The sequence below is a fragment of the Mycolicibacterium stellerae genome, assembly GCF_003719305.1.
Classification (GTDB): domain Bacteria; phylum Actinomycetota; class Actinomycetes; order Mycobacteriales; family Mycobacteriaceae; genus Mycobacterium; species Mycobacterium stellerae.
The window spans coordinates 242018-254451 of record NZ_RARC01000004.1; the positions used below are offsets into that span (position 1 = coordinate 242018).

At 63.4% G+C, this 12434-nt stretch carries 10 protein-coding genes, 2 tRNA genes and 1 pseudogene; 7 read left to right on the plus strand and 6 right to left on the minus strand.

What is annotated here, in order from left to right:
- Positions 1 to 105: 105 nt before the first annotated feature.
- A pseudogene (locus D6M19_RS08370) lies at positions 106 to 237 on the minus strand (ATP-binding protein); the annotation flags it as partial.
- A 181-nt stretch (positions 238 to 418) separates the two neighbouring features.
- Here D6M19_RS08370 and D6M19_RS34785 point away from each other — a divergent pair.
- The 3 genes from D6M19_RS34785 (at position 419) to D6M19_RS08390 (ending at position 4863) form a co-directional block, all read left to right on the plus strand.
- Positions 419 to 1939, plus strand: coding sequence for a hypothetical protein (locus tag D6M19_RS34785; protein ID WP_234834763.1), 1521 nt, complete (start codon positions 419 to 421; stop codon positions 1937 to 1939).
- A 583-nt stretch (positions 1940 to 2522) separates the two neighbouring features.
- Entirely contained in the window at positions 2523 to 3659 is a 1137-nt protein-coding gene (locus D6M19_RS08385; protein WP_164478391.1) for a GGDEF domain-containing protein, read from the plus strand.
- Positions 3660 to 4203: 544 nt separating this feature from the next.
- Entirely contained in the window at positions 4204 to 4863 is a 660-nt protein-coding gene (locus D6M19_RS08390) for an acetolactate decarboxylase (protein ID WP_164478392.1), read from the plus strand.
- Between the two features lie 166 nt (positions 4864 to 5029).
- On the opposite strand, the gene D6M19_RS08395 is transcribed toward D6M19_RS08390, so the two are convergent.
- Positions 5030 to 5102 (minus strand) — tRNA-Lys (locus tag D6M19_RS08395).
- 159 nt (positions 5103 to 5261) lie between these two features.
- Between D6M19_RS08395 and D6M19_RS08400 the strand changes: the two genes are divergently transcribed.
- Positions 5262 to 6485, plus strand: a complete 1224-nt coding sequence (locus D6M19_RS08400) for a L,D-transpeptidase (RefSeq protein WP_123024716.1) — start codon at positions 5262 to 5264, stop codon at positions 6483 to 6485.
- Positions 6486 to 6503: 18 nt separating this feature from the next.
- Here D6M19_RS08400 and D6M19_RS08405 read toward each other — a convergent pair whose 3' ends face one another.
- Positions 6504 to 7790 (minus strand): serine hydrolase domain-containing protein, encoded by a 1287-nt coding sequence (locus D6M19_RS08405; RefSeq protein ID WP_123024717.1) that lies wholly within the window; start codon positions 7788 to 7790, stop codon positions 6504 to 6506.
- 120 nt (positions 7791 to 7910) lie between these two features.
- On the opposite strand from D6M19_RS08405, the gene D6M19_RS34170 reads away from it, so the two are divergent.
- Both D6M19_RS34170 and D6M19_RS08420 read left to right on the plus strand, forming a co-directional pair.
- The gene (locus tag D6M19_RS34170) at positions 7911 to 8732 is read left to right on the plus strand and encodes a hypothetical protein (RefSeq protein WP_164478393.1); all 822 of its coding nucleotides are present in this window, start codon (positions 7911 to 7913) and stop codon (positions 8730 to 8732) included.
- Between the two features lie 62 nt (positions 8733 to 8794).
- Positions 8795 to 9175: a hypothetical protein gene (locus tag D6M19_RS08420; RefSeq protein ID WP_123024720.1), complete on the plus strand. Its 381-nt coding sequence runs from the start codon at positions 8795 to 8797 to the stop codon at positions 9173 to 9175.
- Here the strand turns inward: D6M19_RS08420 and D6M19_RS08425 are convergent.
- Positions 9167 to 9239: transfer RNA gene (locus tag D6M19_RS08425), tRNA-His, on the minus strand. The genes D6M19_RS08420 and D6M19_RS08425 overlap by 9 nt on opposite strands.
- Positions 9240 to 9279: 40 nt before the next feature.
- A complete protein-coding gene (gene orn / locus D6M19_RS08430) occupies positions 9280 to 9927 on the minus strand; it encodes an oligoribonuclease (RefSeq protein ID WP_123024803.1) in 648 nt (215 codons plus the stop codon).
- A gap of 80 nt (positions 9928 to 10007) precedes the next feature.
- On the opposite strand from orn, the gene D6M19_RS08435 reads away from it, so the two are divergent.
- Positions 10008 to 11609 carry a helicase HerA-like domain-containing protein gene (locus tag D6M19_RS08435; protein ID WP_123024721.1) on the plus strand — a complete coding sequence of 534 codons (1602 nt, stop codon included), beginning with the start codon at positions 10008 to 10010 and terminating at the stop codon, positions 11607 to 11609.
- 6 nt (positions 11610 to 11615) lie between these two features.
- On the opposite strand, the gene cmrA is transcribed toward D6M19_RS08435, so the two are convergent.
- Positions 11616 to 12422 (minus strand): mycolate reductase, encoded by an 807-nt coding sequence (gene cmrA, locus D6M19_RS08440; protein ID WP_123024722.1) that lies wholly within the window; start codon positions 12420 to 12422, stop codon positions 11616 to 11618.
- Positions 12423 to 12434: the final 12 nt, after the last annotated feature.

A 12434-nucleotide genomic window follows, 5' to 3' on the forward strand; every position in this document is an offset into this window, starting at 1 on the left:
GAGTTCCGGCTGCGGCCTGGCCCGACTGATGCATTGCGCGATGCCTGTCAACGGCAATTGAAAACTGATTAGCTGGCGGCAATCGAAAATTGACCAGTTTGGGGTTCATTGGTCGTCGGCCCTGACACTGGCGACGCGGCCGAGGTCTCTGTCTTTGATGCGGTAGCTGTCTCCTTTGAGTGCGATGACTCGGGCGTGGTGCACGAGGCGGTCGATCATGGCTGCGGCGACGACGTCGGCGTCGACACGGTCAGGGCGTCGTCGGCGCGGACCCGCATACGGCACAGGATCAAGCGGCCCGCCTGCTTGTCGACGCATTTCGAAGCCAAGCACTTGAGTTGGTCAACCCCGCGTTGATGTGAGGCCGGCGCCGCGGCGTGTCCGCCAGCGCGGTCCCACCGCCTCGACGTCGGGCACCGTGACGGTCGATTTCGAGGTGTCAGGCGCCGAAGATGCGGTCATTGTGCTCGAACGGCGGGGTGTTGTCGTGGCAGCTTGGCTCCGCGTGCAGCCATCGCCTTGCACGGTGTCGCTGCCAATCCTAATAAGACCCGATTCGAGTAGCCGATTACTCGTGTCTCAGGTTACTGGCGCGGTCAGAATTCGATTACCGCTGCACCGGCAGAAGAAAAGGGGGTGCACTCATATGAGCATGTCCGGAATCACAATGACCGACAATCACGGAAACGGATCGGAGAAACCTGATCCGAAATCCGCCCCGACGTTCGAACCGGTCGGGGGACCGGTGTCGGTGGCGTGGCGGGAAAGCACCCTGACACGGGCCTACGAACTCGAGGCGCTATGCGACTGGGCAGTGGAGAGCCAATCACTGGATAGGGCGTCACCTTTGGTCGAGGCGATCAAAATTCACCTCAAAGCCGCCAGGGAGGCCGCCTGCGGCAAGAAGCCGGACGGGCCCCGCAGGCGGTTGTGGGTGTTCGGTGACGGACCGCGGATCGAGCGGGCGCGAAGCAACCTGGATGCCGCCGAGGCTCAACTCCTCAATATCGCGCACGCTGAGTACATTCTCGGTCAAATGCCATCGCTGCTCAGACACGTGCAGCGCCATCTCAAACCGACCGACCCGGGTCGACAGGAGTTCGAATGGATCGCCCGCGGCCTCGGCATCAACGACCCCGAGCGCCGACTGGCCGGCAACGGCCAGGAGCGAGATCAACGGGCGCTCACGCAGATGCTCGATCTGGACACGATCTCCAGAGAGCGCGGCAAGATCGTCACCACGGTCCGCGCGGCAAGCTCGGAGGCGTTGCGTGTCAACGTCCGGCTGCGCAGTTTCCGCAACGTCGTGGTGCTGGTGACGGTGATCATGACACTTCTCGCTGTTGGTGTGGCGGTCGTGGGCTACTTCCAGCCGACTTGGCTACCACTGTGTTTCGCACCCCAGGACGGCGGCAAGTCGGTGGTCGTGTGTCCGACGAACCAGTCGGGACCATACATTCCGTTGCAGTCGGCCACACCCGATGAGCGGGCGCAATCAGCAGCCCTTGCTGATCGGGGTTCATCGGATCAGGAGGTTGCCTGGCCGTTGGTACTGGACAACGATCTTGTTGTCGAGAAGACGGCGAAACCGCCTGACCTCATGGTCGTGGAGCTCGTCGGCCTCATCGCCGCCGCGGTCGCGTCGGCTGCGGCGATCAGGACCATCAAAGGGTCATCGGAACGGTACGGGATACCTCTTGCACTCGCCATGCTGAAGCTTCCCACTGGCGCAGTCACAGCGTTCCTTGGACTGATGCTCATGCGTGGCAATTTCGTCCCCGGCCTGAGTGCACTTGACAGCACCGCTCAAATCCTCGCCTGGGCCTTGGTTTTCGGATTTGCGCAGGAACTATTCACACGCTTAGTCGATCAGCAGGGGCACACGGTGCTCAACACTGTTCGCGCGTCGGACATACCGAAGTCGGATAAGCCAGCTTAATGCCGCGAGGAGCGTTGCAACGGCTGTCGTGGACGGTCACCTCGCTGGCATCGAGGTCGACGTCGCTCCACTTGAGTCCGCAGACCTGACCGCGGCAGATACCGGTAGTGAGTTCTAGCAAGAACAGCGCCGCGAACCGGTAATTGCGCACCGCTGCCAGGAACTTCTGAATCTCCTCAGGACTCCACACCGTGCGGCGGGTTCGGGGCAGTCGCGGCGGCTTGACGTTGGTTGCAGGGTTGTCGGCCAAGAATTTCCATACACCGCGTCGGCGAGCGCACCGTGAACAAAGGCACGGGCGTTCCGGACCGTTTTCGGCGCTAGTCCTGGTGACGCTGCGGCCCGCGCGGTCGGCCGCCACGGTGGCCGACTGCTTCTCACGTGTCGCGGGCGCGCGGAGTACGAGCCGAGGGTCCGATTCGAGCGGGATGCGTTTGCCGAGCAGCTCCTAAAGAGACTTTCAACATGCCGCATCTTGCGGATTCGAACCCGCTATCCTGACTCCACGCGGTTGCTGTGCTCAGAATAGGCATGACCTGAATTGGCTGCCCCGAGAGCAGGTGGGTTGCAAGGATTGCTGGGAGTGGTGGTTTTGCCAGACTATTCGAAAAGCCTTGGTGTGTTCGTCCGCCTCGTCCGCGAGTGGTGGAGTGAGCCGGTCGATTACGCCGCCCAGGTGCAGTACTTCAAGAGGGCGATGTCCGGGGCGGTGCAAATCTTGATCGGCCTGGGTACGGGGATGGACGCGGTGATCTCGGCCGTGGTCCTGCTGCCGTCGGCGAGCACCTTCGCGTCGAAAGTCGCAGTAGCGGTGTTCGTCGCGCTACAAGTCTTCTGGGCGTGGGTCTGGTGTTGTCGGTCGTGGCCCTCGCGTTCGACGTCGCTCGCGTTCGTCTTCTCCGCCGACCTCGCGATTGCCGTGATGGTCCTGCTGGATGGAAGTTGGGTGCTGGCCTCGTTCGGGTTCGGTTTCTTCGCCATGCTGTCGGTGTATTTGGTGTTCTTCGATGGTCCAAAAGTGCTCGCGGGCCATATCGGGTGGGTGCTGGTGACGACGGCGGCCGTTGCCGTAAAAGTTGGTGTGGACGCGCAGCTCGACGTCGTTGATTTCACCGCGAAGACACTCCTGTCGGCGGCACTGGTGGCCGGGACACCGCTGGGATTCCAAGCCGCGATATGGGCTTTGCGTCGCGATGCGAACGAGTCGGTCACCGATCCGCTGACCAGTCTGCTGAACCGGCGCGGGCTCCACATGCAGGTCGGAGACTTGGTGCGCGACGGATATCTCAATAACGCCCACGTGGTGGTGATGGTCGTTGACCTAGACAGGTTCAAAGGCATCAACGACGCCTTCGGTCACGCTGTAGGCGACGAGGTCTTGGTCCGCAGCGCACGACGGATCAAATCCGCCGTTCGCGGCAGTGCATTGGTGGCACGCCTCGGCGGCGAGGAATTCGTCATCGTCGATCTCACCGAGCCAGGCCACACAGAACGCGTCACCGAGCGAGTACTTTCAGCGGTCGCCGCACCGGCTGATCGCGCCCCGATCACTGCCAGCATGGGCGTCACCAGTGTGGCCCTGGCCAAATTGGCGCCTGAGATTGATCCCGCCGCACTGCTAGACACCCTCATTGGGCACGCCGATCATGCGATGTTCGAGGCAAAACGCCACGGAGGCAACTCAGCAATCCACACACAGCCCGTCGATTCCGACGGCTGAAAGCCCGCCCCCGTGCTCGCCGAACTGCTCGGGATATCGATCACCGCAGCGACCCGCTGGACGGCCACCGTCGTAGCGACAAGGCCAACTACCTGAGCGCGCGCCGCGAGAGCCCATACCGCTAACTGAACCCACACAGACAATTCTGACAGCCCACCGGGCCACCCCGTCCACACCGATCAACACTCGGATCGCGCCCGAAATGATGGGGGGACGGCAGATCGACTCCTGAGGCGAACAGATCAGCACCCAATTGCGTTGCGCACGAACTGAGTTGCGCGAGTTCGGTTGCGTTGCAAAGTATTCAACCCGATCAGCGGTTGGCTGAGCGCGTTGACCGTCAATTCCTCACGGGCCAAGACCTAGGAGTGCTGCGACGCGACGTCCACTCCCCGGCGGGGCTCAGACCACGGGCGCCAACCGGTCACCATCGCACACTTGTGAGGTCCACATGTCCGCAGTTTCGTCAGCGGACCAATCAGGGCGGCTCTGCACGATCGCAAAGGACGGATTGACCCTATGCCGCAAAATATCAACATTCTCCATGGCTGCGCACCTGGCTCGCTCACTGGGAGCATCCGCATGGGGTGCACCAAGACCCCACCACCTCCACGCCAATGGCAGCGTCAACCGCGCCGACGGTCAGGAGCTGACTCCGTTCGCGGCAGTGACATGGTTTCACGCCGACCAAGCCTTCGACATCGACGGCCCCACCGACCGCAACGGCCTCACCGCCGCCATAAACGACAAGATCGAAAGCGCCAACCTCATCTACGCGATCCGAATTACCGGTCAGTTCAGTGCAATTCACACGCGTACCGTGACCAAGCAAGACCCGCCCTACGTGGGGATGACGGAAGCGACGAAGAATCAGCGCGAGACCGTTCTCGACGACACCGAAGGTGTGATGGCGGGTTTTCGCATGCCCGACTACGAGCAGGGCGTCACCGTCGCTGGGTACCACTTGCACTACCTCGACCACGACCACACGCGCGGCGGGCACGTGCTGGACTTCGTGATGACCCGCGCGCGCGTCGAGATCAGCATGCAGTCGGATCTGCACCTGAGCCTCACCACGGCGCAATTCCTGCACGCGCATCTCGACCGCGGTGACATCGACGCCGATGTCAGCCGGGTGGAAGGCGGCCGGTCAACCCTGATTCGACCTTCTCGGCGACCTGCGAAATCGACATTCCATCACTGATCACTGCCAACACGGCCTGATACCGCTGCTCGGCCACGCTCAACTCCCTCATCTAGGGAGTGTCAAGGATCAACCGAAGTAGGTGTTAAAGCATCAGCCGAAACACTGTCAGCCATCAACCGAAGTAGAAACGTCAAGCATCAGCCGAGGTAATACACCTCTGAAGTGCGCCGTCAGGGTTTCGAACCCCGGACCCGCTGATTAAGAGTCAGCTGCTCTACCAACTGAGCTAACGGCGCGCGTGAGCGACAATAACAGGCGCTGTGGCGGAGGGTGAAATCCCTTTCCGCCCCCTGGCCTGAGGAGACTCTCAGCGAAGTCGCGCTGACACTCAGGTTGCCCTTAGACTATTGCCAAGAATCCCGATCAGCGCGACCCGTTATGAGTTGGAGCAAAGTATGTGGCAGGTCAACGATATGGCCCGTCCTCGTCGTTTTCGTGCCTGGTTGATGGCCGTCGCGGTGGTACCGGCCCTGGTCTTAAGCCTCAGCGCGTGCGGCGGCAACTCGGCTCCTCCACAACCCCAGGTCATTAACGACAAGGGCACGCCTTTCGGCGACCTGCTGGTGCCCAAGCTCACCGCGTCGGTGAAGGACGGCGCCGTAGGTGTGACGGTGGACCAGCCCGTGACGGTGGGCGCCGAGGACGGTGTCCTTGGGGCGGTTTCGATGGTCAACGACGACGAAGGCACCCCGGTCGCCGGTGAGCTGAGTCCCGACGGCCTGACGTGGCACACCACCGAGCCGCTCGGCTACAACACGCGCTACACGCTGCAGGCACAGTCGCTGGGCCTTGGCGGCGCCGCGAGCCAGCAGATGACGTTCCAGACGCACTCGCCCGAGAACCTCACCATGCCGTACCTGTTGCCCAACGACGGCGAGGTCGTCGGCATCGGTCAGCCCGTCGCCGTGCGCTTCGACGAGAACATCCCGAACCGGCTGGCGGCGCAGCGGGCCATCACCGTGACCACCAACCCGCCCGTCGAGGGCGCCTTCTACTGGCTCAACAACCGCGAAGTGCGTTGGCGCCCAGCACAATACTGGAAGCCGGGCACGACGGTGGACGTCGCCGTCAACACCTACGGCGTCGACCTCGGCGACGGCCTGTTCGGCCAAGAGAACATGACGACGCACTTCACCATCGGTGACGAGGTCATTGCGACCGCCGACGACAACACCAAGACGCTGACCGTCCGACGCAACGGCGAAGTCGTCAAGACCATGCCCATCTCGATGGGCAAGAACAGCACGCCCACCAACAACGGCACCTACATCGTCGGCGACCGGTTCGGGCACATGGTGATGGACTCGTCGACCTACGGTGTGCCGTCGAACTCGCCCAACGGGTATCGCACCGAGGTGGACTACGCCACGCAGATCTCCTACAGCGGGATCTACGTGCACGCCGCGCCGTGGTCGGTCGGCAGCCAGGGCTACAGCAACGTCAGCCACGGCTGCCTGAACGTCAGCACCAGCAACGCGCAGTGGTTCTACGACAACACCAAGCGCGGAGACGTCGTCGAGATCTCCAACACCGTTGGGTCGACCCTGCCCGGCGAGGACGGCCTCGGTGACTGGAACATCCCGTGGGATCAGTGGCGCGCCGGTAACGCCAACATCTGACGCACGAGCGTCATTCGACTATCTCGTGGTCGGCGTTGGCGTGGGCGCCAGCGACAGGCCGGTGTAGATCTCGTCGAGCATCGTCGGCAGCAGTGCCTGCGCAGTCGTGTTGTCGTCGGGCGAGATGGTCAGGTTTGTCCAAATGACCAGGGAGACATCGTTATCCGGGTCGTATCCCATGAACGAATTGAAACCGGGCATTTCACCGCCGTGGTAGTACATCGCCGCTGTCGGGCCGAACCGCTGATACGAGATGCCGTAGCCGTACTTCTGCCCGTCCGGATTATCCGGGTCCTCGGGCTGCACGCTTTCCCGCCAAATCCGTTGGAATTCGGCGTTGAAGACCTTGCCCGACACCAGGGCCTGAATCCAGGTTGCGATGTTGTCGGCCGTGGAGATGGCGCCGCCGGCCGCGTGGGCGTACGACGGGTTCTGGTTGGTGTAGTCGATGGGCTTCAGCGTCCCGGCCTTCGCGGCGGCCTTGATGTCGGCCGGATAGGGATCGTCGACCATCGCATAGACCGACCCCCCGTACATGTAGCCGTGCGAGTACGGATCCGGGATCGACGTGTCGTCGATCGCCGGTAGCGATGTCTGCTGCAGGCCCAACGGTCTGAAGAGCCGGTCGGTGAACTGGTCTGCCAACGGCCGGCCGCCGACCTTCTCGGCGATCACCCCGAGCAGCGCGAAGTTGGTGTTGTTGTACTCGTAGGTGGTGTTGGGTGGGGCGTTGGGCGGATGGGCGAACGCGATCTCCAACGCCTCCTGAGACGTCCAAGCTTTCGAGGGGTCAGCATCCAATTCCGCCGAGAGCTCCGGTGCGCTCGTGTAGTTGTAGAGTCCGCTGCGCATCTTCAGCAGATCGGCGACGGTGATGTTGGCGCCGTTCGGCACATCGGAGACGTAGTCGGACACCGGGTCGGTGAACTTGAGCTTGCCGTCCTGCGCGAGCAGCACGACGATCGCCGCAATCATCGTCTTGGAGTTCGACGCGATCCGGAAGTGTGTCTCGGCGTCGGGGGGCGTCTGCTTGCCAAGCTCGGTCGTGCCGACCGCCACGGTGTAGCTGCCCTGCGGCGTGCGAATCGCCACGACCGCTCCGGGCACGAGCATCTCCTTGGTGGCCTTCTCCACGATGGCCTGCAGCCCTGCCTGATCAATGGGCTTGAGTGGCGAAGACGCTGACCGGGTGCCCGCAGTCGTCGTCGTACCCGATCCCGTCGTCGTCGACGGCGTCGAAGAGCACGCTGTCACCACGAGGGCGGCGCAGGTAGTCATCAAGGCGATCCTGGCCATGCTGCTCATGAACGGTGCTCCTCGCCGCGTGATCGTGACCGGAGCCTACGGCGACACATGCCGCAGTTGGTCGGAACCGTCGCTGAAATCTGTGCGTGACGCCCACAAGCGGGCACTTAGGCTGCTTGTATGGCGCCGATCGAAGTCGACGTGCTGGGACTGTCGACATTGGGCGGTCACCACGAACGGCAGGCCGCAGTTCTGGCCGCTATTGCCGTGCCTGCGGTATGGGGCGGTGGGAAGCAACCATCGATCGCTGCGGTCACCGCTGCGCATAGTGACGTCGATTCCACTAATGCCCGGCTGGCATTGCGACTGCAAGCCACGGCGACAACGGCCTCAGCCGCGGCTGTCGAGTACTCCGACGCTGACGCATCTGGAGCGGTCGCGATTGCGGGTTGCCGGGACGCCTCGTGGGCGGCGGCATTCTTCCGGATAACGCCTTGCCGCATTTCGTCGGACCGCCGCACACTAAAGAGCTACCTGTCATCGGTGACGGAATACCCGATTCAGAACGCTGACGAAAAGGATCACCGTGATGGAGCCGTACGGTTGAGTGGCCGCGATGGCGTCGACCAAAGTTCGGAACGACTGCGCGATCAGTTGCTCCGCGACGTGCATTCCGACCCTTGCCTGCCTCTGGCCCATTTCGACCATGTGGCAGCGAGGCATGCGCCTGCGGATTCGCAGTCCACTCGACAGCAACTGTTGTTGAGCGCGGTTCGGTCGCTCATCGAGCACGGGCTCATCGTGGTGGGCGGAATTGTTGGCGGATCCGACGAACGTGTCGAGCCCTGGAACATGTCGCTGGACGTCGCGATGGCACGGATTCACGACGAGTACGTCGTGCACCATGACGACCAGAACTGGGTGTTCGGCATATGGTTCGCCCCCACCGTCCGCGGCGAACAGGCAGCCGAAGCCTTGAAAGAAGCCGATCCCGAGCCCTGATCAACATGACGGAGACACACGGAGTCGGCGGCAGCGATGCCTTAGATCCGATATCAGCACATGTGCGCGAACAGCTGCTGCGCGACGCGCTTGGCGACTGCCTGCCGCTGGCTCACGTCGATAGCGTCGTCGGACACGCAGCGGTCGACTCGCTGTCCGCTCGCCAGGAGCTGTTGCTGCGGACTGTTCGATCGCTGATCGATGACGGGCAGATGGTGGTGGGAAACATCGTCGGCGGATCCGACGAACGTGTCGAGCCCTGGAATTTGTCGCTGGATGACGCGATGGCTCGAATCTACGACGAGTACGTCGTTCATCATGACGACCAGAACTGGGTCTTCCGCACGTGGTTCGCTCTCACCACCAGCGGCCACGAGGCAGCCGAGGCCTTGAAAGAAAAAAGTCGGAGGGCTGAAAAGCCCTCCGACCTGCGGGGTGGCTGACGGGACTCGAACCCGCGACAGCCAGGATCACAACCTGGTGCTCTACCAACTGAACTACAGCCACCATCGCCGCTGACCCAACGGGCACCGCGGCGTCGTCGATATTAGCCGCTCGGACGCTCAGCAGCCGAATCCATTTGGTCGCCGTCGGACGCCGACGGGCTCAGTTCGGCGGAGATCGCGGCGATATCGCTGGTCGACGGCCCGGGCGGGGCGACGAAGGCCGTCCGCCGGTAATACTGCAGTTCGCGGATCGACTCGTGGATGTCGGCCAGCGCGCGATGCGCCAGGCCCTTCTCCGGCTGGCCGAAGTAGATGCGCGGGAACCAGCGCCTGCAGAGTTCTTTGATGGAGCTGACGTCGATCATCCTGTAGTGCAGGTAGTTGTCCAGCGCCGGCATATCGCGGGCGATGAACCCCCGGTCGGTGGCGATCGAGTTGCCCGCGAGGGGAGCGGTCTTGGCCTGCTTGACGTGACCGCGGATGTAGTCCAGCACCATCTCCTCGGCGGCTGGCACGTCGACCGTCGATGCCCGCACCTCTTCGGTGAGGCCGGATCGGTCATGCATCTGGGCGACGATCTCGATCATTCCCGACAGTGCTTCATCGGGTGCGTGGATGACGACGTCGATTCCTTCGCCAAGGATGTTCAGGTCGGCATCGGTCACCAGGACCGCGATTTCAATGAGACGGTCGGACTTGAGGTCCAGGCCGGTCATCTCACAGTCGATCCACACCAGTTCTTCACGCACGGCAACCAACACTAGGCCCACTGCGATCGGGTATCTCACCACACCCACCGGGTCGGGGTCTGCACAGTAATGTGCGATCCATGACGACCGAGTCGACAGCAATCCCCGCCCAGCAGATCGCCGCCGGCTACGCCGTCGAGGGTCAGGCGCTTGAACTGGGCACAGTCGTCGTTGACGGCACCGTAGATCCGACTGCGCAGGTACGTATTCCGCTGGCCACCGTCAACCGTCACGGTCTGGTCGCGGGCGCAACCGGCACCGGCAAGACGAAGTCGCTGCAGGTGCTCGCCGAGCAACTCTCCGCCGCAGGCGTTCCGGTGATGATGGCCGACGTCAAGGGTGACCTATCCGGTCTCTCGCGACCGGGCGAGCCCGGTGACAAGACAACGCAACGCGCCAAGGACACCGGCGACGACTGGACGCCGACAGCTTTTCCCGTCGAGTTCCTGTCGCTGGGTACATCGGGTATCGGCGTGCCTGTCCGGGCCACCATCTCCAGCTTCGGGCCGATCCTGTTGTCAAAGGTGCTGGGGCTCAACGCTACTCAGGAGTCGACGCTGGGCCTGATCTTTCACTGGGCCGACCAGAAGGGCCTGTCGCTGCTGGACCTGAAGGACCTGCGTGCGGTGATCCAGTTCCTCACCAGCGACGAGGGCAAGCCCGAGCTGAAGAACCTCGGTGCGGTGTCGCCGACGACCGCGGGCGTCATCCTGCGCGCACTGGTCAACCTCGAGGCAGAGGGCGCCGACACGTTCTTCGGCGAGCCCGAGCTGGAGCCCAAGGACCTGCTGCGCCTCGACCCGCAGGGCCGCGGCATCATCAGCCTGCTCGAACTCGGCACCCAGGCCGCTCGGCCGGTGATGTTCTCGACTTTCCTGATGTGGGTCCTCGCCGACCTCTTCACGACGCTGCCCGAGATCGGTGACGTCGACAAGCCGAAGCTGGTGTTCTTCTTCGACGAGGCCCATCTGCTGTTCACCGACGCGTCCAAGGCGTTCCTCGAGCAGGTCGAGCAGACCGTCAAGCTCATCCGGTCCAAGGGCGTCGGCGTCTTCTTCTGCACGCAGCTGCCCACGGACGTGCCCAACAATGTGCTCAGCCAGCTCGGCGCCCGCATTCAGCACGCGCTGCGTGCGTTCACTCCCGACGACCAGAAGGCGCTCTCCAAGACCGTCCGCACCTACCCGAAAACCACTGTCTACGACCTGGAGTCGGCGTTGACGTCGTTGGGTATCGGAGAGGCGATCGTCACGGTGCTTTCGGAGAAGGGTGCGCCGACACCGGTGGCGTGGACGAGGATGCGCGCCCCGCGGTCGCTGATGGACACCATCGGCCCTGATGCGATCAAGGCAGCCGCGCAGGCCAGCCCGTTGCAGGCCGAGTACGGCCAGACGATCGACCGCGAGTCGGCCTACGAACGGCTGAACGCGCGGCTCGCGCCGCCGGAGCAGCAGCCGCCCGCCAACGATCCGTCGCTGCCGCCGCCGGTCTACGTGCCCCCGCAACCGAGCGGTGGGGCGAGCGCAGAGGGCACGGTGACGGCGAGGAAGTCCGTCGAGCCCGGCATGTTCGACAAGATGATGAGCAGCCCGGCGTTCAAGAGCGCCATGCGTTCGGCGGGTACGGTCATCGGCCGCGAGATCACCCGCAGCATCTTCGGCACCGGTCGTCGACGCCGATAAGCGCCGCTAGTCGCCGCCGAGCTTCTTGTAGACCGCGCCGACTATCGGGCTGACGATCGCGCGCGGAGCGTATCCGGTGGCCACCGACATGGCCTTCGAAGTCACGCCGGGTACCACCCGAATCTTGTTGCGCTCCAGCGCGTCCAGCGACAGCTTGGCGGTGTATTCGGTCGAGATCCATAGGAAGTCCGGGATCAGCTTCTCCACCAGCGACTGCTCGTGCTCGGCGGGCAACGTTTCGCGGACCGGGCCCGGCGCTAGCACCGTCACATTCACGCCCGCACGCTTGAGCTCGCCGCGCAGTGACTCGCTGAACGTGTTCACGAACGCCTTCGTCGCCGCGTACGTTGCATTGTTCGGAATCGGCGAATTACCAGCCACCGAACCGGAAATCAGGATTCCACCCGCGCCGCGTTCGACCATGCCGGGCAGCACGGCGAGGACGAGGTCGTGCACTCCAAGGACATTCAGCTGTACCTGGGCCTTCTCGTCGGCGGGATCCAGCTTCGCCACCGGCCCGAACGTCGCCGTCCCGGCGTTGGCGCACAGGATCGAGATGTTGCGGTCGGCAAGCTCCTCGGCCAGTTTCGAGCGATCGGCCGCGTCGGCGAGGTCGACCGGCCGCACCTCGACGACCACGCCGTATTTCTCGGTGATCCTGTCGGCCAGCGTCTGAAGCACGTCCGCGCGCCTGGCAGTGACGATGAGGTGATGCCCGCGCGCGGCGAGCTCGATCGCCAGCGCCTCGCCGATGTTCTGCGAAGCACCTGTAACAACTGCACGGGCATCCGGGCTGGGTGCGGGTACTGGCATGGGCCGGACTAT